Origin of the sequence: Teichococcus deserti (assembly GCF_001982615.1) — a bacterium.
GTDB lineage: Bacteria > Pseudomonadota > Alphaproteobacteria > Acetobacterales > Acetobacteraceae > Pseudoroseomonas > Pseudoroseomonas deserti.
In genome coordinates, this window is sequence record NZ_MLCO01000263.1 from 1 (window position 1) to 20533 (window position 20533).

Sequence of the window (20533 nt, forward strand, 5' to 3'; positions counted from 1 at the left end):
GGCCGGCCGGCAGGAAGGGCAGCACCCGGATCAGCAGCGGCAGCAGCCGGGCGCCGGCGCGCCAGTCCGAAAGATAGCGGTCCATCAGCCAGCCGGCATCGCTGCGGTCGACCAGCGGCGCCAGCAGCTGCCGCTGCTGATCCGGGTGCTGCCCTTCCTGCCGGCCGGCCGCCTGTCGGAGGCCATGGCCCGGCCGGCCGAGCGGGAATCGCTGCTCTGGCTGGTCTTCCACCTGCGGCAGCTGCCGGAGCGCGGCGCCTGGCTGCGCCGGCTGGCCGCCTTCCCCGACGAGGATCTGGCGAGGATGGCGCGGCGCGCCCTGGCCGTGCCGATGCCGCTGCCGCCGGCGGCGTGAGATCAGCTCTTCGTGTCGAAGGGTGTGCGGGGCCCGGGCCGCCTCCCGCCCGGGCGCGCGCGGGTCTAGGCTCGGCGCCATGCACCGCCGCGCCCTCCTCGCCCTCCTCGCCCTGCTGCCGCTCGCCGCCTGCGGCGAAGGCAGGACCACCAGCCCGATCGGCTTCGGCGACAGCATCCGCCGCCCCGGCCTGGCCGCGCCCTGGACCTTCGGCGACTTCTCCCGCTTCAACGGGCAGCCGGCCGCGGCGGCGCGGGCGATGGCGTCGCTCGAGCATCTGGCCGCCAGCTTCTCCAACGATCCGTTCTGGACGCCGGAATTCTCGGTCACCACCGCCTTCCAGCTGCGCAAGGGCCGCGACGAGGCGCGGGCGGCGCTGGGCATCGACCCCGGGGCGCTGGCCGATGTCACCGTCCCGGCGCTGGACGCCGTCGCCGGGGCGCTGGAGATGGGCGACCGCCCGGCCGCCGAACGGCAGCTGGAGGCGGCGCCGTTCCGCCTGGGCGCGGCCGAGACGCTGCGGCGCCTCTCCACCCTGCCCCGCCTGCGGGAGGCGGAGCGCGCGGCGCAGATGACCGCCGCGGAGCTTGCCCAAACGCCGCGCTGATCCGGCGCCGGGCCGCCTCGTCTGGCGGCAGGCCACGGTGCGCGGCGCAAAAAGCTTTCCCGGAAAAGGATGGTCACGGCTTGAGGGCTGGGTAATGCTGCGGCGCAGGAACGAGAGCCGGAATCCTGCATGTCGATCCATGTCGCCCTGACCCACCGCACCCGCTATGCCTATGATCGTCCGGTGACTCTCGGGCCACAGACCATCCGGCTGCGGCCCGCGCCGCATGCCCGCACCCCGGTTCTGTCCTACAGCCTCAACATCTCCCCCAAGCCGCATTTCCTGAACTGGCAGCAGGACCCGCAGGGCAATTTCCTGGCCCGCGTCGTCTTCCCCGAAGCCGTGCGGCATTTCGAGGTCACCGTCGACCTGGTCGCCGACATGGCGACCATCAATCCCTTCGACTTCTTCCTGGAGCCGGAGGCCGAGGTCTGGCCCTTCGCCTATGACCCGGCCCTCGAGCAGGAGCTGGCGCCCTTCCGCCGCGCGGCACCCATCGGCCCCGAGCTGACGGCGCTCCTGGAAAAAATCCCGCGCGGCGAGCAGGGCACGGTCACCATGCTGACCGGCATCAACCAGATGCTGGCCGAGCGCATCGCCTATATCGTCCGCCTGGAGCCCGGGGTCTGGGACCCGGAGCAGACGCTGGGCGAGGGCCGCGGCTCCTGCCGCGACAGCGCCTGGGTGCTGGTGCAGGCGCTGCGCCACCTGGGCTATGCCGCGCGCTTCGTCTCCGGCTACCTGATCCAGCTGACCGCCGACCAGAAGCCGCTGACCGGCCCCGAGGGCCCGGCCGCCGATTTCACCGACCTGCATGCCTGGGCCGAGGTCTATCTGCCCGGCGCCGGCTGGGTCGGGCTCGACGCCACCTCCGGCCTGCTGACCGGCGAGGGGCATATCCCGCTGGCCGCGACGCCGGAACCGCAATCGGCCGCGCCGATCTCCGGCCTGATGAGCAAGGCCGAGGTCGAATTCGACTTCGAGATGGGCGTGACCCGCATCCGCGAGACGCCGCGGGTGACCAGGCCCTATTCCGAGGCGCAGTGGCAGGCGATCCTCGATGCCGGCGACGTGGTGGACGGGCAGCTGGCCGCGGGCGGCGTGCGGCTGACCATGGGCGGGGAGCCGACCTTCGTCTCCGCCACCGACCAGGAGGGGGCGGAGTGGAACACCGCCGCCCTCGGCCCGACCAAGCGCAAGCTGGCGGCGCGGCTGCTGCAGCGGCTGCTGCCGCTTTGGAGCCAGGGCGCCGTGGTGCAATATGCGGTCGGCAAGCATTATCCCGGCGAGCCGCTGCCGCGCTGGGCGCTGAACGCCTTCTGGCGCGCCGATGGCGAGGCGGTCTGGTCCGACCCTTCGCTGCTGGCGCATGACGACGACAGCGACGACGCCACGGCGCAGGACGCCGAGGAATTCGCCCGGGCGCTGGCCTTCCGCCTCGGCCTCGACCCCGAGCGGGTGCTGCCGGCGCATGAGGACATCCACTATTACCTGTGGAAGGAGAAGCGGCTGCCGGCGAACGTGCTGGCGGAAGGCTCGAAGCTGCGCGACCCGCTGGAGCGCGCCCGGCTGGCCCGGCTCTTCGGCGGCGGGCTGGCGGAAAGCGTCGGCGCCGTGCTGCCGCTGCGGCGCGGCCCGCAGGGCTGGGAGACCGCCCGCTGGTTCTTCCGCGACGCGCCACTGTTCCTGATCCCGGGCGATTCGCCGATCGGGCTGCGGCTGCCGCTGGACAGCCTGCCCTGGGCCGATCCGTCGAAGGTCGAGCTGCCGGTCGAGGCCGATCCCTTCGCCCCGCGCGCGCCGCTGCCCCCCGCCAGCCGCCTGCCGCAGCGCGCCTGGCCGCAGCCGGCGCTGGTCACCGAGGCTGCGGCCACCGGCTTCGCGCCGATGGAGCAGCGCGTGGAACAGCCCTGGCCGGACACCGGCATCGGCCCGGCCGCCAGCGCCGGCCATGGCGTGGGCCCCGGCATCCCGCCGCTGCCTCCGCGCCGGACGGGGGGCGGGTCCGGCGGCCCGGCGGGCGGCCTCCCCGGCGCGCCCTTCCCCGGCACGGCGGAGGAGGCCGAGAAGCTGATCCGCACCGCCCTCGCGGTCGAGGCGCGCGGCGGCAAGCTGCATGTCTTCTTCCCGCCCCTCGCCCTGCTGGAGCACTGGCTGGAGCTCTGCGCCGCGGTCGAGCGCACGGCGGCCAGTGAGGGCCGCAAGGTGGTGCTGGAAGGCTATGGCCCGCCCTCCGACCCGCGGCTGCTCAGCTTCTCGGTGACCCCGGACCCCGGCGTCATCGAGGTCAATATCCACCCCGCCCATTCCTGGCCCGACTACGTCGCCCGCACCGAGCAGCTCTATGCGGTGGCGCGCGAGGAAGGCCTGGCGGCGGAGAAATTCATGCTGGATGGCCGCCATGTCGGCACCGGCGGCGGCAACCACGTGGTGATGGGCGCCGAGACGCCGGAGGACAGCCCCTTCCTGCGCCGGCCCGACCTGCTGAAGTCGCTGCTGGGCTTCTGGCACAACCATCCCAGCCTGTCCTTCCTGTTCTCCGGCCTGTTCATCGGCCCGACCAGCCAGCATCCGCGCATCGACGAGGCGCGGCAGGATTCGCTGCACGACCTGGAGATCGCCTTCCAGCAGGTCCGCCCCTTCGAGACGGTGGCGCCCTGGATCACCGACCGGCTGTTCCGCAACATCCTGTCGGACATGACCGGCAACACCCACCGGACCGAGTTCTGCATCGACAAGATGTACTCGCCCGACAGCAGCTCCGGCCGCCGCGGCCTGGTCGAGTTCCGCGCCTTCGAGATGCCGCCAAGCCCGCAGATGTCGGCCGCGCAGACGCTGCTGATGCGCGCCGCCATCGCCGCCTTCTGGAAGACGCCCTATGAGCGGCGCCTGATCCGCTGGGGCACCCGGCTGCATGACGACTTCATGCTGCCCCACTATGCCGAACAGGACTTTCTCGATGCCATCGAGGAGCTGCGCTCGCTCGGCGCGCCGCTGGAAAAGGAGTGGTTCGCGCCGCATTTCGCCTTCCGCTATCCGCTGCTGGGCGAGACCACCCTGCATGGCGTCGGCCTCGAGCTGCGCCACGCCCTCGAGCCCTGGCACGTCCTCGGCGAGGAGAGCACCGGGTCGGGGACCGCGCGCTATGTCGACAGCTCGACCGAGCGGCTGCAGCTGCGCGCCAGCGGCCTGGCCACCGAGCGCATGATCGTCGCCGTCAACGGCCGCGCCATGCCGATGGCGCCGACCGGGCGGGCCGGCGAATTCGTCGGCGGCGTCCGCTTCAAGGCCTGGGCGCCCTATTCCGCCCTGCACCCGACGGTCCCCGCCCAGGCGCCGCTGGTCTTCGAGCTGTGGGACCGCTGGACCGGCCGCTCGCTCGGCGGCTTCACCCACCATGTCGCGCATCCCGGCGGCCGCAACTACGAGCGCTTCCCGGTCAATGCCAACGAGGCCGAGGCCCGCCGCCGCGCCCGCTTCATGCCGCTGGGCCACCGCCCGGGCGCCAGCGCAGCACCCCTGCCGGCGGAGGCGCCGGAGCTGCGCCGGACGCTCGACCTTCGCCGTCTGGCGTGATACCGCCGGGCGGGTGAACGCCGCCCCGCCCGATGAGATGGTCGATGGCCGTGGCCATGTGCGACCGCACTGGCGCGGCATCCTGGCCGCCTTTTCCGACCTGCCGCCCTCGCTGACGGCGGAAGCCGCGCCGCGCGGCAGCGCCGTCATCGAGGCCGCCCGCCGCCTGGACCGGGCCTTCGAGGATGAGGGGGTGGGCGCCCTGCTGCCCGGCGCCGGCCGTGCGGGCCGCGCCTGGCGCTGCGACCCGGTGCCCCTGGTGCTGCCGGCCGGCGAATTCGCCGCGCTGGCCGCCGGGCTGGCGCAGCGGGCGCGGCTGCTCGAGGCGCTGCTGCTGGATTTCTACGGGCCGCAGCGGCTGCTGGCCGAGGGGCTGGTGCCGCCGGCCCTGGTCTTCGCCAACCCGGCCTTCCTGCGCCCCTGCCGCAGCGCCGCCCATCCGCCGCAGGCGCCGCTGCTGCACACCTATGCCGCCGACCTGATCCGCGCGCCGGACGGGCGCTGGCACGTGCTGGCCGACCGCACCAGCCGCGCCGCCGGCATCGGCCATGCCCAGGAAAACCGGCGCATGCTGGGCCGCGTCCTGCCCAACCTGTTCCGCGGCCAGCAGGTGACCCCGCTGCGCCCCTTCTTCGACTTCTGGCAGGACAGCCTGCAGCGCCTGGCGCCGCCCAAGGCCCAGAACGGGTCCGACAATGCCGCCGTCGCCCTGCTGACGCCCGGCGTGCACCACCCGCTGTGGTTCGAGCATGTGCTGCTGGCCAGCGCGCTGTCCTGCGCGCTCGTCGAGCCCGGCGACCTGACGGTGCGCGGCGGCGCGCTGTTCCTGAAGACGCTGAAGGGGCTGCAGCCGGTCGACGTGCTGCTGCGCCGGGTCGATGGCCGCAACCTGGACCCGCTGGAATTCGGCGGGCCGCAAGGCGGCCTGGGCGGCGTGCCCGGCCTGCTGGACGCCATGCGCAACGGCGCCGTTCGCATCGTCAACGCCCCCGGCTGCGGCATGGTCGAGGCGCCGGCGCTCGGCCCCTTCCTGCCGGCCCTGGCCGAGCGGCTGCTGGGCGAGCGCCTCGCCTTGCCCGCGGTCGAATCGCACTGGCTGGCGCAGCCCGAGGCGCTGGCCATGCTGCGCCGCGCGCCGGCCGACTGGACCATCCGCCCGGCCTTCGACGGCGCCCTGGCGGCGCAGCCGCTGGCGCAGCTTTCCGACGGCGCCCTGGCGGGGCAGCTGGCCCGCATCGCGGAGCGGCCGCAGGATTACGTCGCCGTGCGCGACATCCCGCCCTCGGTCGCGCCCAGCGCGGTGGGCGACGGGCTGGCGCCGCGCCCGGTGGTGCTGCGGCTGTTCCTGGTGCAGGAGGGCGGGCAGTGGCGCGCCATGCCGGGGGGGCTGGCGCGCTCGCCCGAGCCCGGCGAAGGGCTGGCCGCCCGCCTGCCGCGCCAGGGCACCGCCAAGGATGTCTGGGTGCTCAGCGAGGACGGCACCCAGATCACCGGGCCGGCCGCCCTGCCGCTGCCGCCGCTGCCGATCCGCCGCGCCGCCGGCGCCCTGCCGTCGCGCGTCGCCGACAACCTGTTCTGGCTGGGCCGCTATGTCGAGCGGCTGGAAGGCGCCGCCCGGCTGATGCGCGCCGTGCTGGCGCGGCTCGACCGCGGCCCGCTGCTGCCGCGCGAGCTGGCCGAGCTCGACGCCCTGGCGGCCGCGCTGCGCCATGCGGGCCTCGCCGAGGCCGAGGACCTGCCCAATGCGGCGGCCCATTCGGCGCTGCAGGCGGCGCTGTGGCGGGCGCTGCGCGAGGGCGGCACCGTCGCCTGGCTGACGGGGGAGATCGGCCGGCTGGTGGAAAGCGTGCGCGACCGGCTGACCGGGGACATGCACACCCTGTTCTCGCTACCGCTGCGCGCCATCCAGCTGCAGGCGGCCGCGCCGCCGCGCGGACTGGCCGGGCTGGAGGACATCCTCGGCAGCATCCTGCGCTACTGCGCCGGCGTCGCCGGGGCGGCGGCCGAGAACATGGTGCGCGCCGGCGGCTACGCCTTCCTCGACCTCGGCCGGCGGGTGGAGCGCGGCCAGACCATCGCCGCCCAGCTCGGCTTCGCGCTCGACCAGCCGGCCAGCCGGATCGAGGGCGGGCTGCGGCTGGCGCTCGAGCTCTGCGATTCCGTCATCACCTATCGCAGCCGCTACCTCGGCGTGCTGCAGCCGGCCCCGGCGCTGGACCTGGTGCTGGCCGATCCGGGCAATCCGCGGGGCCTGGGCTACCAGCTGGCGGCGCTGCGCCGCCGCCTGACCGATCTCGAGGGCGGCGACGAGGCAGGGCTGCTGCCGGCGGTCGAGGCGCTGATCGACACCGTCGACGCCATTCCCCGCGCGCTGCTGGCCGCCGGCGACCAGGCCCAGGCGGCGGCCAGGCTGGCGCCGCGCATCGCCGCGCTCGAGGCCGACATGGCCGCCATCTCGGACGCCATCGCCCGCCGCTTCTTCGCGCTGCTGCCGCCGGCCCAGAGGCTGGGCGTCGAGCCCGCCGCCGAGCCCGCCGTGCTGTTCTGGGGGGCCGCATGAGGTGGCGCATCCGCCATGCCACCGCCTATCGCTATGCCGAGCCGGTGGATATCGCGACCCATATGCTGCATCTCTCGCCGCGCGCCCTGCCGCAGCAGCAGGTGCTGTGGGACCGCGTCGCCTGCGCGCCGGAGCCGGCCCGCGTCGCCAGCGACATCGACCATTTCGGCAACCGGGTGACCTGGCTGTTCCTCGACCGGCCGCATGCCCGCTTCGAGGTGGTGGCCGAGGCGGAGATCGAGGTCGCCTTCCCGCCCCCGCCCCCCGTCGGGGCCAGCCTGCCCTGGGAGGAGGTCGCCCGCGCCGCCGCCCGCGACGCAGGGGCCGCCGAGTTCACCCTGCCCTCGCCGCTGCTGCCCGAGCATGCCGGCGCGCGCGACTATGTGGCGCAATCCTTCTGGCCGGGGCGGCCGCTGCTGGCAGGCCTCCTCGACCTCAATGCCCGCATCCGGCGGGACTTCACCTTCCGCGCCGGGGTGACCTCGATCGGCACCACGGTCGGCCAGCTGCTGGCCCAGCGCGCCGGCGTCTGCCAGGACTTCTCCCAGCTGATGATCTGCGGGCTGCGCGGGCTCGGCCTGCCGGCGCGCTATGTCTCCGGCTATATCCGCACCCGCCCGCCGCCGGGCGGCGCCGCGCGCCTTGGCGCCGACCAGTCGCATGCCTGGGTCGGCGCCTGGCTGGGCCCGGCGCTGGGCTGGATCGACCTGGACCCGACCAACGACCTGGTGGTGCAGGAGGAGCATGTCGTGCTCGGCTGGGGCCGCGACTTCAACGACATCTCGCCGCTGCGCGGCATCATCCTGGGCGGCGGGCAGCATGCGCTGGAGGTCAGCGTGGACCTCTCCCCGGCCTGAGGCACCGCGCCGCCACGCGGCACCGTGAAAGCAACCTATGATGGGGTCGCCGGGTTCATGCTGCGGTGCCGTGGAATCGCGCGCGCCGACCCCGGCGAGCTCTGCCTGAAGCGGCATCGGAGGCTCGGGCCGGACCGGAACGTCCAGGAGTCTGCGTCATGGCGGCTGCCAGCGCCACGCCCACGCCAACCGCGCCAGCCATGGGTCCCCTCGGGGCTCCTCCTGGTCGGGATACCGCCCTCGATGTCTGGCGCGGCTTCGCGCTGGTGACCATCTTCATCAACCACGTCTCCGGCAATGTGCTGGAGCAGTTCACCCACAAGAATTTCGGCTTCTCCGACGCCGCCGACCTCTTCGTCATGTTCGCCGGCTACGCCGCGGCCTCGGCCTATTTCAGCAAGTACCTGGGCGACGAGAAGCTCAGCACCTCGCTCAAGGTGCTCAGCCGCTCGGTCAAGCTCTACACGACGCATCTGGCGCTGGTGGTGCTGGGCGGCGCGGTCTTCGCCACCATGGCGATCAGCAAGGGCGATCTCGGCCTCTTCTCGGTCATGGCGCTGGAGCCGCTGATGCTCGACCCGCCCGGCGCCCTGGTCGACGCGGTGACGCTGCGCTACCAGCCGGGCTTCCTCAACATCCTGCCGCTCTACTGCGTGCTGATCGGCACCCTGCCGCTGCTGATGGCGCTGGCCGCCCGCAGCATGGGCGCGGCCGTCGCCGCCTCCGGCGTGCTCTGGCTGGCCGCCGGCCTGACCGGGGCCAATTTCCCCTCCTACCCGATCCCCGGTGGCTGGTTCTTCAACCCGCTGGCCTGGCAGTTCCTCTTCGTGCTCGGCTTCGCCCTCGGCGCCCGGCGCAACCGGCTGGGGGCGGCCACCACCTACCACCGCGCCTGGTGGTGGGCGGCGCTGGCCTATCTGGTGCTTGGCCTGGCCGCCGCCAAGCTGACCGGCTTCCCGGAGAATGGCTGGCTGGCGCCGCTGCCCGACTTCCTGACCGTGCCGGAGAAGCAGTTCCTCTCGGCGCCGCGCCTGCTGCATGTCCTGGCGCTGTGCTACGTCGTCGTCCACTCGCCGCTGCAGGCCTGGGCCCGCAACCTGCCGCGGCTGCACCCGCTGTCGATGATGGGCCGCCATTCCCTGCCGGTCTTCTGCACCGGTCTGGTGGTCAGCATCACCGGCGTCGCCTTCAAGCAGACCGGCTTCGACGGCGCCCTCTTCGACATCGCCTATGTCTCGGCCGGTGTCGGCACCCAGGTGCTGGTCGCGGCGATGATGAGCGTCACCGAGAAGCGGCGCAGCAGCAAGCCGCCCACCGCCTCCCTGCCGGCGGCGGTGTGACGGCGGGGATGCGCTCCTTCCTGCTTGCCCTCGCCCTGATCCTCCCCGGCGCCGCCCTGGCCCAGAGCGCCCCGCCCAGCTCGGCCGCTCCGCCACCGCCGGTGACCACCGACAACGTCCCCGCCGCCTGCACCGTCCCGGACGAGCTGCGCGCGCTGCAATTCGCCCTGCCCCGCATGGCGACCCTGATCCAGGAGAAGCAGCCGGTCCGCATCCTGGCCATTGGCTCCTCCTCCACCGCCGGCATCGGCGCCTCGGTGCCGGCCCACGCCTATCCGCCCCGCCTGGCAGCCGCGCTGCGCCGCCTGCTGCCCGGCGCCGACATCACCGTCCGCAACGACGGCATCGGCGGCGAGGTCGCCTCCACGACGCTGGCCCGCATGAAGCGCGCCGTGGTCGACTGGGCGCCCGACGTCGTCCTCTGGCAGATCGGCACCAACGACGCGCTGCAGGGCATCACCGCCCAGGCCTTCACCGGCATCCTGCGCGAAGGCATCGACTTCGTCCTCGAGCAGGGCCGCGACCTGGTGCTGATCAACCCCCAGTACTTCCCGCGCACGCCGAAGGAAGAGCTCTACATGACCTTCGTGCAGAGCATCGAGCGCGTGGCGATGGAGAAGCGCGTGCCGATGATGCGGCGCTACGCCATCATGCGCTACTGGCAGGCCCTGCCCCAGCCGGTGCTGATGCTCTCCGAAGACGGCTTCCACATGAACGACCTGGGGTACCAGTGCATGGCGGAAGTCCTGGCGGGCGGGATCGCGCGAAGGGTGACCAGGGAAAGCCAGTAAGCGGCGGGGGAAGTATCCCCCGCGCCCCCTCTGTTTTTGTCAGAAAGCAGACAGGCGCGAGACGGCCCAGCGGGCCGCATCGGCCACGACCTCAGCCTCATCGCCCATCAGGCGAGCAGCCACCGGCAACAGCGACGCATCGCCCGAATTGCCGATCGCATTCAGCACGTTCCGCACGAAGCGGTCCCGCCCGATCCGCTTGATCGGCGACCCGCTGAACAAGGCCCGGAACGCCGCATCATCCAGCACCGCCAGCTCGGCCAGCCGCGGCGCCGTCAGATCGTCCCGCGCGACGAGCCCAGGCTCGGCAGTGACGGAGGCAAACTTGTTCCAGGGACAGACGGCCAGGCAATCGTCGCAGCCATAGATCCGGTTGCCCATCGCCACCCGGAATTCCTCCGGGATCGGGCCCTTATGCTCGATGGTGAGATAAGAAATGCAGCGCCGCGCATCCAGCTTGTACGGCCCGACGAAAGCCTGCGTCGGACAGGCCGACAGGCACCGGCTGCAGCGCCCGCAATGATCGACCTCGGCGCCGGTCGGCGTCAGGTCCAGCGTGGTGAAGACCTCGCCCAGGAACAGCCAGGACCCGAAGTCGCGGGAGACCAGGTTGCTGTGCTTGCCCTGCCAGCCGAGGCCGGCGGCCTGCCCCAAGGGCTTCTCTGAAACCGGCGCCGTGTCGACAAAAACCTTCACGTCGCTGCCGCGCCAGCTCTCCGCCATCCAGCGCGCCAGCGCCTTGAGCTTCTTCTTGACGATATCGTGGTAGTCGCGGTTCCGCGCATAGACGCTGATCGCCGCCCGGTCGCGCTGCTCCAGCACCGACAGCGGGTCGAGCTCCGGCCCGTAATTCATCCCCAGCGCGATGACCGACACCGCCGCGGGCCAGAGCGATTGCGGATGCGCGCGTTGCTCGACGCGGTCGGCCAGCCATCCCATCTCGCCCTGCATTCCGGCTGACAGAAAGGCGTCCAGCCGGGCGCGCACCTCGGGCCCCAGATGCGCCGGCGCGAAGCCCACCGCATCGAAGCCCAGCGCCAGCGCCTGGTCGCGGATCGCCGCCGCCATGCCGTCCGGCGTCAGCGGCGGCCGCGTCAGGCGCGGAGGGGTCTCACCCCCGGCCACGATAGGGCGGCACGTCCTGCGACGGGATCCACACCCCGTCCGGCGCCGTGCCCGTCTGCCAGAAGACGTCGATCGGAATGCCGCCGCGCGGATACCAGTAGCCGCCGATCCGCAGCCAGGCCGGGGCCAGCAGTTCCACCAGCTTCAGCCCGATGCCCACCGTGCAGGCCTCGTGGAAGGCGCCGTGGTTGCGGAAGGACGTCAGGAACAGCTTCAGGCTCTTGCTCTCGACCAGCCAGTCGCCCGGGACATAGTCGATCACCAGATGCGCGAAATCCGGCTGGCCGGTCAGCGGGCACAGGGAAGTAAACTCGGGCGCGACGAAGCGGACGCAGTAGCGGGTGCCGGGATGCGGGCTGGGCACGCGCTCCAGCACCGCCTCTTCCGGGCTGGCGGGTGCGGCCACCTGGCGGCCCAGCATGGTCAGGCCGGAGACATCATGGATGGTCATGCGGGGACTTCCTCCGTCTTGGCCCAGCCGGCCTGGATCGCCTCGGCCTCGGCTGCGAAGCGGTTCTCCAGGATCGCCTGGCGCAGCCGCGCCATCAGCGCCTGGTAGTAGCGGATATTGTGCCAGGTCAGCAGGATCGGCCCCAGCATCTCGCCTGCCTTGAACAGGTGGTGCAGATAGCCGATCGAGTGCTTGGTGCAGGCCGGGCAGTCGCAGTCGGGGTCCAGCGGCGCCAGGCTCTCGGCATGGCGGGCGTTGCGGATATTGATGACGCCGCGGCTGGTATAGGCCCGCCCCGTCCGCCCCGAGCGCGTCGGGATGACGCAGTCGAACATGTCGACGCCGCGCGACACCGCCCCGATCAGGTCGGACGGCGTGCCGACGCCCATCAGGTAGCGCGGCTTCTCCTCCGGCAGCATCGGCACGGCGAAGTCCAGCACGCGGAACATCTCTTCCTGGCCCTCGCCGACGGCCAGGCCCCCCAGCGCATAGCCCTCGAAGCCGATCTCGCGCAGCGCGCGCGCGCTTTCGGCGCGGAGGTCCTCGAAGACGCTGCCCTGCTGAATGCCGAACAACCCGTAGCCGGGCCGCTCGACGAAGGCGGCCCGCGACCGCGCCGCCCAGTCCATCGACAGCCGCATGCTCTTGGCCGCGACCTCATGCGTCGCCGGGAAAGGCGTGCATTCGTCGAAGCACATGGTGATGTCGGCATCCAGCAAATGCTGGATCTCGATCGAGCGCTCGGGCGTCACGCGGAAGCGCTCGCCGTTGATATGGCTCTGGAAGGTGACGCCGTCCTTGTCCAGCTTGCGCAGCTGCGACAGCGACATGACCTGGAAGCCGCCGGAATCGGTCAGGATCGGCCCGTGCCAATCCATCATCCTGTGCAGCCCGCCGAGCTTCGCGACCCGCTCCGCCCCCGGCCGCAGCATCAGGTGATAGGTGTTGCCCAGCACGATGCTGGCGCCGGTCGAGCGCACCGCATCGGCGGTCATCCCCTTCACCGTGCCGGCGGTGCCGACCGGCATGAAGACCGGGGTCTGCACCTCGCCATGCGCGGTGTGCAGCGTGCCGGCGCGGGCCTTGCCGTCATGGCACTGGCAGCTCCAGGAGAGGGTCATCGTGCAGCATTCTCCCGGAACAGCAGCGAGGCATCGCCATAGGAATAGAAGCGGTAGCCCTGCGCCACCGCATGGGCATAGGCGTCGCGCATCCGCCCCTGCCCGGCGAAGGCCGAGACCAGCATGAACAGGCTGGACTTGGGCAGGTGGAAATTGGTCAGCAGCAGGTCGGCCGAATGGAAGACATGCCCCGGCAGCAGGAAGATGTCTGTTAACCCACGGAAGGGATGCACGATCCCTTGATCGTCGACGGAACTCTCCAGCAGGCGCAAGGCCGTCGTGCCGATGGCGATGATGCGCCCGCCCTTGGCCCGCGTCGCGTTGATCGTCGCGGCGGCGCTGTCAGAAATCTCGCCCCACTCGGCATGCAGCTTGTGCTCGCGAGGGTTGTCGCCGCGGATCGGCAGAAAAGTGCCGGCGCCGACATGCAGCGTCAGCGCCACCTGCGCCACGCCGCGGGCCTCCAGCGCCTGCAGCAGCGCCGGGGTGAAATGCAGGCTGGCGGTCGGCGCCGCCACCGCCCCGGGCTGGCGGGCGAAGATCGGCTGGTAGTCGTCGAGGTCCTGCGCGGTCGGGCCGTCAGGACGGGCGATATAGGGCGGCAGCGGGATCTCGCCGGCGCGTTCCAGCACCGCGGCCAGCAGCGCCTGGTCGGGGCCGAAGTCGAGCAGCACGGCGCCGCCCTCCTGCCGCTCGACGACGCGCGGGCGGAGCTCGGGGGCGCCCTCGATGTCCAGCAGGTCGCCCGGGCGCAGCTTCTTGGCGTTGCGCACCAGCGCGTGCCACAGCCCGCCGCTCTCGGCCCGGTTCAGCATGATCTCGAGCTGCGCCAGGCCGCGCCGGGCGCGCAGCCGCGCCGGGATCACCCGCGTGTCGTTCACCACCATCAGGTCGCCCGGCCGCAGCCAGTCCGGCAGCGACGCCACCCCGGCATCGACCGGGCCGTCCGCGCCCACCACCAGCATCCGGGCGGAGTCGCGCGGCCGGGCCGGACCTTGGGCGATCAGGGCCTCGGGCAGGTCGAAGTCGAAATCGGCCGCGCGCAGCTCGGGCAGCGGGGCGGTCGGTGCAGGGGCGTCTTGGGTCATGGCGTTGCTGCCGGGCGGTAGCGGAGGGGCCGCGCAAAGGCAAGCAAAGCAGGGCTGCCCCCACGGCCGGCCATGCCTTGTCCTCGGCGGTCAACGGGGGCAGGCTCGCCGGCAACACGAGGAAATGGGGTCCGGGAATGAGCCTGAACGGGGCGGAATGGATGGCGCGCAGCCTGGCGCAATCCGGCCAGAGCCATGTCTTCTTCATCGATGCCGTGCTGCGGCCGACGCTGATGCGGCTGGAGGCGCTGGGGGTCCAGCCCGTCCTGGCCCATTCGGAAAAGGGCGCGGCCTATATGGCCGACGGCTATGCCCGGCTCTCGGGGCGCCCCGGGGTGGTCGCCGCGCAATCGGTCGGCGCCGCCAACCTGGCCGCGGCGCTGCAGGATGCCTGGCTCGGCCGGGCGCCGATGATCGCCCTGTCGGGGCGCAAGCAGCCGGCTGCCCAGCACCGCAACGCCTATCAGGAGGTGCCGCACGGGCCGCTTTTCGCCCCGGTCACCCGCAGCTCGGTCGCGGTCGAGGCGGCCGCCGACCTGCCGCGGCTGTTCCGCCAGGCCTGGTCGGCGGCCACCGTCGCGCCGCCGCGCCCGGTGCATCTGGACCTCAACGGGCTGATGGGCGAGGTGATCGAACAGGGCGACACCGGCCAGGCCGAGCCCGCCGATTTCTCCGAATGGAACGCGCCGCGCCACCGCCCGGCGCCGGATACGGCGATCCTGGCGGAGCTGGCCGGGCGGCTGGCCGCCCCGGGGAAGCTGGCGATCCTGGCCGGCGACGGCGCCGCGCTGTCTTCCTGTGGCGAGGCGCTGCTGGCCGTCGCCGAGCGGCTGCAGGCCCCCATCGCCACGTCTCTCGGCGCCCGCGACCTGCTGCCAAGCCGGCATCCGCTGAATATCGGCGTCGCCGGCAGCTATTCGGCGCCGCCGGCCAACCGCATCCTGCATGAGGCGGAGGTGGTCCTGCTGGTCGGCTGCGACATGGGTGACCAGGTCACCCATGCCTGGCGCATCCCGGGGCCTTCCACCACCCTGCTGCAGATCGATGCCGACCCGCTGGAGCTCGACCGCTGCCCGGCCGCGCTGTCGCTGCAGGCCGATCCGCGCACGGCGCTGGAGGCGCTGCTGCCGCTGCTCGGCACCGCCCCGCGCGATGCCGGCTATGCGGAATCGGCCGGGCGGCAGATCGCCGAATGGCGCGCGGCCGTCACGCCGCGGCTGGAAAGCGCCGAAGCCCCGATCGACCCTGCGCGGCTCTGCGCCGAGATTTCCGCCAACCTGCCCGAGGATGGCGTGCTGGTCGCCGACACCGGCTATTCGGGGATCTGGACCGGCACGCTGATCGAGTTCAACGGCACCGGGCAGCGCTACCTCCGCGCGGCGGGCTCGCTCGGCTGGGCCTTCCCGGCGGCGCTCGGCGCCAAATGCGCGGCCGGCGCGCGCAAGGTGGTCTGCTACAGCGGCGATGGCGCGCTCTACTACCACCTGACCGAGCTGGAGACGGCCAAGCGCCGCGGCATCGCCATCACCCTGGTGGTCAACAACAACCGCGGCTTCGGCCAGGGCTGGCCCAACCTGGTGCGTGCCGCCGGCAACCGGCCCGAGGTCGCCGGCACCCTGCTGCGCTTCGGCGAGCACACCGATTTCTGCGCCATCGCCGCCGGCTTCGGGTTGCGCGGCATCCGCGTCGAGAAGCCCGAGGAGATCGGCCCGGCGCTGCGCGAGGCCATGGCCTCGGACGAGACCGTGGTGGTCGAGGTGATGACCGGCATCGACCACCGCGCGCCGGAACCCTGGGCGCCGGAGGTGAAGGCATGAGGATCGCCATCATCGGCGCCGGGCTGATGGGCCATGCGCTGGCGCTGGTCTTCGCCATCGGCGGCCATCGCGTCCGCCTGACCGACACCAATGCCGAGACGCTCGCCCGCGCGCCGGCGCTGATGGAGAAGGCGCGCCAAACGCTGGCCGCCGCCGACGAGGCCGGGGTGCTCTCGGCCGAGGGCCTGCGCGAGCGCGTCACCCTGGCGCCGACGCTCGCCGAGGCAGTGGCCGAGGCCGAGCTGGTGATCGAGGCCATCATCGAGAAGCCCGAGGCCAAGCGCGCCTTGTTCGAGCAGCTCGACGCCGCGATGCCGCCCGGCGCCATCCTGGCCAGCAATACTTCTTACCTGGATGTCTTCCCGCTGATGCCCGCCGCGCGGCTGCCGCGGGCGATCATCATGCACTGGTACACGCCGCCCTATCTGGTGGATCTGGTGGATCTCGTCGGCAGCCCGGAATGCCCGCCCGAGCTGGTCGACGAGGTGGCGACGATGTTGCGGGTGATGGGCAAGGTGCCGCTGGTGATGCGCCGCTTCCTGCCCGGCTATATCGCCAACCGGCTGCAATCGGCGCTCAGCCTGGAATGCTACCGGCTGCTCGACGAAGGCTATGCCAGCCCGCAGGAAATCGACGAGGCCATCATCCACGGCCTCGGCTTGCGGCTGCTGCTGCTCGGCCAGATGGCCAAGGGCGACTTCACCGGGTTGCAGCTGTCCGCCCATGCCCTGGCCAACAAGATGTACGCGCCGCCGCCGATCCGCGGCCACAGCGACGCGCTGAACGCGGCCCTCGCCCAGGGCCATAGCGGCGTGATGACCGGCCGCGGCCTCTATGACTGGGGCGGCGACGACCCCGCGGCCCTGCTGGCCGAGCGCGACCGCCGGCTGCTGGCGCTGAAGAAGGCGGTGCGCGAGATCGGCCCGATGGCGGGCCTCGACCCGGCGACCAAGGAGAAAGACAAGGCATGATCCGCTACGAGCTCACCGGCAAGCGCGCTCTGGTTACCGGCGGCGCTTCCGGCATTGGCCTCGCCACCGTGAAGCAGCTGGCCGCCGCCGGCTGCCGCGTCGCCGTCAACCACCTGGCGGACGACACCCGCGCCGCCGCGGTGCTGGCCGAGCTGCAAGCCGCCGGCCATGACGTCATCGCCGCCCCCGGCAATGTCGGCGACGCCACCGACGGCCCGCGCATGGTGGAAGCCGCCGTGGCCGCGCTGGGTGGCCTCGACTACCTGGTCAACAATGCCGGCACGCCGGGCACCAGCACGCTGATCCCGCCCTCGGCCCTCGACCACCTGACCGAGGAGCTCTGGGCGACTGTCCTTCAGGTCAACCTGCTGGGCGTCTTCCGCTGCGCCAAGGCCGCCGCGCCGGCGCTGAAGGAAAGCCGTGGCGCGGTGGTGAACGTGGCCTCGATCGCCGGCCTCGACAGCCCGGGCAGCTCGATGGCCTATGGCGCCACCAAGGCCGGCGTGGTCAGCCTGACCAAGAACCTGGCACGCGGCCTCTCGCCCGAGGTGCGGGTGAACGCCGTCGCCCCCGGCGCCGTCGACAGCTCCTGGATGGTCGAATGGACCGAGGAGCGCCGCGCCGCCTCCGCCGCCAAGGCGCTGCTGAAGCGCCGCTGCCAGCCCGACGACCTCGCCGACGTCATTCTGTTCCTGCTCGCCGGCGCGGGGATGGTCACTGGGCAGACCGTGGTGGTCGATGGCGGGCTGACGCTGGAATCCCGCTGAGCGATCTTCGGCGGCGACGGGGAACGGGAAATCCCCCGCCGCCGCCTTGATGCTTCCCATCCCGCGCCGCACCATGCCGGCGCCACGTTCGCAGGATGGATGCCATGCCCCAGCTCGACACCGCCCGTTTCCTCCAGGACCTGCAGGAGCTGCGCCAGATCGGTCGCTTCAGGACCGGCGTCCACCGCCCGACCTATTCGCCGCAGGACATGGAATCGCGCCGCTGGCTCGTGGCGAAGCTGGAGGAGGTCGGGCTGGAAGCCTCGATCGACGGCATCGGCAATGTCTTCGGCCGCCACAAGGGCCCCGGACCCCACCTGCTGGCCGGCAGCCATATCGAGACGCAGAACGAGGCCGGCTGGCTCGACGGCGCGCTCGGCGTGATTGGCGCGCTGGCCATGGCCCGCGCCGGGCTGCCGGTCGATGTCTGCGCCTTCGCCGATGAGGAAGGCCATTTCGAGGGCGGCTTCCTCGGCAGCAAGTCGATCATCGGCGAGCTCTCGGAAGACGAGATCGACCGCAGCCGCAACCGCAGCGACGGCACCCCGCTGCGCGACGCCCTCAGGGCCGCGGGGCTTGAAGGCCTGCCGCGGATGCAGATCGATCCCAGCCGCTACAAGGGCTTCTTCGAGATGCATATCGAGCAGGGCACCCAGCTCGAGCAGGCCAATCTCCGCATCGGCGTGGTCAGCGGCATCGTCGCCATCTGGCAGTGGCGCCTGGTGATCGACGGCCAGCAGGACCATGCCGGCGGCACCACCATGGCCGAGCGCCGCGACGCCGGCCTGGCCGCGGTGCGCCTGCTGGCCGCCATCGACGCCGAGTTCCCCCGTGTCTGCGGCCCGCGCAGCACCTGGACCACCGGCCGCATCACCCTGGAGCCCGGCGCCCCCAGCATCATCCCCGGCCGCGCCGATGTCCTGTTCCAGTTCCGCGACGTCTCGATGGAGAAGCTGGAGCAGATGGAGGCGACGCTGCGCGCCCTGGTCCAGGAAGCCAACCGCCGCGAGCGCTGCAGCATCCAGCTGATCGCCGTCAGCAAGGCGACGCCGGCGATCTGCGACCCCGGCATGATGCGGGCGCTCTCCGCCGCGGCCGAGAGCCTCGATCCCGGCTGCAGCCAGGTCATGCCCAGCGGCGCCGGCCATGACGCGCAATACATCGCCAAGACGATGCCGGCCGCGATGGTCTTCGTCCCCTCGATCGGCGGCATCAGCCATCATTGGGCGGAAGATACCAAGGAAGCCGATCTCGCGCTCGGCGCGCAGGTGCTCGTCGAGGCGGCGGACCGCTTCCTGAAGGGGGCCAACTGACAGCGGAAGGCCGGGGGGATAGTATCCCCCCGGACCCCGCCTTCAGAAAGCACACCGCATGACCGAGAAAGCCCTTGTCCTGTTCAGCGGTGGGCAGGACTCCGCCACCTGCCTGGCCTGGGCCCTCTCCCGCTTCGACCACGTCGAAACCCTGGGCTTCGATTACGGCCAGCGCCACCGCATCGAGCTGGAATGCCGCGACGACTTCCGCAGAACCCTGCCGGCCGACTGGCAGGCAAAGCTCGGCCCCGACCACACCCTCGCCCTCGATGCTCTGAAAGAAATCTCGGACACGGCGCTGACGCGGGAGACCGAGATCGCCATGCGCGAGGACGGGCTGCCCAACACTTTCGTCCCCGGCCGCAACATCGTCTTCCTGACCTTCGCCGCAGCACTCGCCTATCGCCGCGGCCTGCGCCACGTCGTCGGCGGCATGTGCGAGACGGATTACTCGGGCTACCCCGACTGCCGCGACGACACCATCAAGGCGCTGCAGGTGGCCCTCAACCTCGGCATGGCGCAGCGCTTCGTCCTGCACACGCCCCTGATGTGGCTGGACAAGGCGCAGACCTGGGAGCTGGCCGAGCAGCTCGGCGGCCGCAAGCTGGTCTGCGACATCGTGGAAAAGACCCACACCTGCTACAAGGGCGAGCGCGGCGAGCTCCACCCCTGGGGACATGGCTGCGGTGCCTGCCCCGCTTGCGAGTTGCGCGCCAGGGGCTGGGCGGAGTACGAGACCCGCGCTCACGCGCGGATGCACCCGCCCAGAAATGGAAAACTCGCAGATGACTGACCCCCGCCGCCTGGAGGGCTTCCTGGCGCTGCTCGGCTTCGGCCTGACCATTCCCGCCGCCAACTGGTTGATCGGCAATGCCGGCACGGTCTGCGTGCCCAACGGCCCCTGCCTGATCCCGGTGGCGCCCGGCGTCATGGCGCCCTCCGGCGTGCTGATGATCGGCCTGGCCCTGGTCCTGCGCGACCTGGTGCAGCGCCGCCTGGGCCTGCGCTTCGCCTGGATGGCGATCGTCGCCGGCACCGCCCTCTCGGCCTTCCTGGCCCCGCCGGCGCTGGTCATGGCCTCGGCCGCCGCCTTCCTGCTGAGCGAGACCGCCGACCTCGCCGTCTACACCCCGCTGCAGAAGCGCAACCTGGTGCTGGCCGTCGCCGCCTCCGGCCTCGTCGGCCTGGTGGTCGACAGCGTCTTCTTCCTGTGGATCGCCTTCGGCGACCTCGGCTACCTCTCCGGCCAGGTCATGGGCAAGTTCTGGATGATTGCGCTGGCCCTGCCGCTGACCGCCTGGCTGCGCCGCGCCGATGCCCGCCGTGGGATCCTCCCCGCCTAAGCTGGCAACCCTTGGCCGCCTCGGGCATAGAAGGGGGAATGGCCGACACCGAACCGCCCCTCGCCCCCCCTGGCGTCGACCCGATCTGGTCGGCGCTGCTGCGGCACCGCGACCAGGGGGCCGGCCCCCTTCCCGCTGATCCGCTGACCGCCCTTTTCGCGCCCGTCCTGGCGCCGCCCGCGGCGCGCGACGGCTGCCTGGTGCTGGGGCGGCTGGCGCAGACGCTGGACGGGCGGATCGCCACCGCCTCCGGCTCCAGCCAGTGGATCGGCGGCGAAGGCGACCTGCTGCACACCCATCGCCTGCGCGCCCTCTGCGACGCGGTCGTCGTCGGCGCCGGCACGGTCAAGCACGACAATCCCCGCCTGACCACGCGCAACTGCCCCGGCCCCAGCCCGACCCGCGTCGTGCTGGACACCGACCGGCGCCTCGGCACCGACTATGGGATCTC

Annotated in this window: 18 protein-coding genes; 14 read left to right on the plus strand and 4 right to left on the minus strand. The window is 72.2% G+C overall.

The genetic code is table 11. The features are described 5' to 3' along the window. The 7 genes from BKE38_RS32345 to BKE38_RS23000 form a co-directional block, all read left to right on the plus strand. The coding region (locus BKE38_RS32345) for a hypothetical protein (RefSeq protein WP_165694265.1) at positions 1-355 on the plus strand (355 nt) is incomplete at its 5' end. 79 nt (positions 356-434) lie between these two features. Continuing rightward, positions 435-962: a hypothetical protein gene (locus tag BKE38_RS22975; RefSeq protein ID WP_076959562.1), complete on the plus strand. Its 528-nt coding sequence runs from the start codon at positions 435-437 to the stop codon at positions 960-962. 129 nt (positions 963-1091) lie between these two features. Then, a complete protein-coding gene (locus BKE38_RS22980) occupies positions 1092-4538 on the plus strand; it encodes a transglutaminase family protein (RefSeq protein WP_076959563.1) in 3447 nt (1148 codons plus the stop codon). Between the two features lie 13 nt (positions 4539-4551). After that, positions 4552-7098, plus strand: coding sequence for a circularly permuted type 2 ATP-grasp protein (locus BKE38_RS22985; RefSeq protein WP_076959564.1), 2547 nt, complete (start codon positions 4552-4554; stop codon positions 7096-7098). Then, positions 7095-7955, plus strand: coding sequence for a transglutaminase family protein (locus tag BKE38_RS22990; RefSeq protein WP_076959565.1), 861 nt, complete (start codon positions 7095-7097; stop codon positions 7953-7955). The genes BKE38_RS22985 and BKE38_RS22990 overlap by 4 nt, the downstream gene beginning before the upstream one ends. A gap of 158 nt (positions 7956-8113) precedes the next feature. Beyond that, positions 8114-9295, plus strand: coding sequence for an OpgC family protein (locus tag BKE38_RS22995; RefSeq protein WP_076959566.1), 1182 nt, complete (start codon positions 8114-8116; stop codon positions 9293-9295). Positions 9296-9303: 8 nt separating this feature from the next. Beyond that, positions 9304-10086 carry an SGNH/GDSL hydrolase family protein gene (locus tag BKE38_RS23000; RefSeq protein ID WP_083747798.1) on the plus strand — a complete coding sequence of 261 codons (783 nt, stop codon included), beginning with the start codon at positions 9304-9306 and terminating at the stop codon, positions 10084-10086. A gap of 39 nt (positions 10087-10125) precedes the next feature. On the opposite strand, the gene queG is transcribed toward BKE38_RS23000, so the two are convergent. The 4 genes from queG to queA are packed head-to-tail and all read right to left on the minus strand — an operon-like array spanning position 10126 to position 13871. Next, entirely contained in the window at positions 10126-11154 is a 1029-nt protein-coding gene (gene queG, locus BKE38_RS23005) for a tRNA epoxyqueuosine(34) reductase QueG (protein ID WP_076959575.1), read from the minus strand. A 43-nt stretch (positions 11155-11197) separates the two neighbouring features. After that, positions 11198-11662 carry a preQ(1) synthase gene (queF, locus tag BKE38_RS23010; RefSeq protein WP_076959568.1) on the minus strand — a complete coding sequence of 155 codons (465 nt, stop codon included), beginning with the start codon at positions 11660-11662 and terminating at the stop codon, positions 11198-11200. Beyond that, positions 11659-12783 (minus strand): tRNA guanosine(34) transglycosylase Tgt, encoded by a 1125-nt coding sequence (gene tgt / locus BKE38_RS23015; protein ID WP_076959569.1) that lies wholly within the window; start codon positions 12781-12783, stop codon positions 11659-11661. The genes queF and tgt overlap by 4 nt, the downstream gene beginning before the upstream one ends. Then, positions 12780-13871, minus strand: coding sequence for a tRNA preQ1(34) S-adenosylmethionine ribosyltransferase-isomerase QueA (queA, locus tag BKE38_RS23020; RefSeq protein ID WP_408887431.1), 1092 nt, complete (start codon positions 13869-13871; stop codon positions 12780-12782). Before queA ends, tgt begins: the two co-directional genes overlap by 4 nt. 137 nt (positions 13872-14008) lie before the next feature. On the opposite strand from queA, the gene BKE38_RS23025 reads away from it, so the two are divergent. The 7 genes from BKE38_RS23025 to BKE38_RS23055 form a co-directional block, all read left to right on the plus strand. Further along, on the plus strand, positions 14009-15688 hold the full coding sequence (locus tag BKE38_RS23025; protein WP_083747799.1) for a thiamine pyrophosphate-binding protein: 1680 nt from the start codon (positions 14009-14011) through the stop codon (positions 15686-15688). Further along, positions 15685-16659, plus strand: a complete 975-nt coding sequence (locus tag BKE38_RS23030; protein ID WP_076959570.1) for a 3-hydroxyacyl-CoA dehydrogenase family protein — start codon at positions 15685-15687, stop codon at positions 16657-16659. Before BKE38_RS23025 ends, BKE38_RS23030 begins: the two co-directional genes overlap by 4 nt. Beyond that, the gene (locus BKE38_RS23035) at positions 16656-17426 is read left to right on the plus strand and encodes an SDR family NAD(P)-dependent oxidoreductase (protein WP_076959571.1); all 771 of its coding nucleotides are present in this window, start codon (positions 16656-16658) and stop codon (positions 17424-17426) included. Before BKE38_RS23030 ends, BKE38_RS23035 begins: the two co-directional genes overlap by 4 nt. Before the next feature lie 104 nt (positions 17427-17530). Next, positions 17531-18739 (plus strand): Zn-dependent hydrolase, encoded by a 1209-nt coding sequence (locus tag BKE38_RS23040; RefSeq protein ID WP_076959572.1) that lies wholly within the window; start codon positions 17531-17533, stop codon positions 18737-18739. A gap of 58 nt (positions 18740-18797) precedes the next feature. Next, positions 18798-19532 carry a 7-cyano-7-deazaguanine synthase QueC gene (queC, locus tag BKE38_RS23045; RefSeq protein WP_076959573.1) on the plus strand — a complete coding sequence of 245 codons (735 nt, stop codon included), beginning with the start codon at positions 18798-18800 and terminating at the stop codon, positions 19530-19532. Beyond that, on the plus strand, positions 19525-20082 hold the full coding sequence (locus tag BKE38_RS23050) for a VUT family protein (protein WP_076959574.1): 558 nt from the start codon (positions 19525-19527) through the stop codon (positions 20080-20082). Before queC ends, BKE38_RS23050 begins: the two co-directional genes overlap by 8 nt. Positions 20083-20120: 38 nt before the next feature. Next, a partial coding sequence (locus BKE38_RS23055; RefSeq protein WP_131829698.1) for a RibD family protein occupies positions 20121-20533 on the plus strand: 413 nt, incomplete at its 3' end.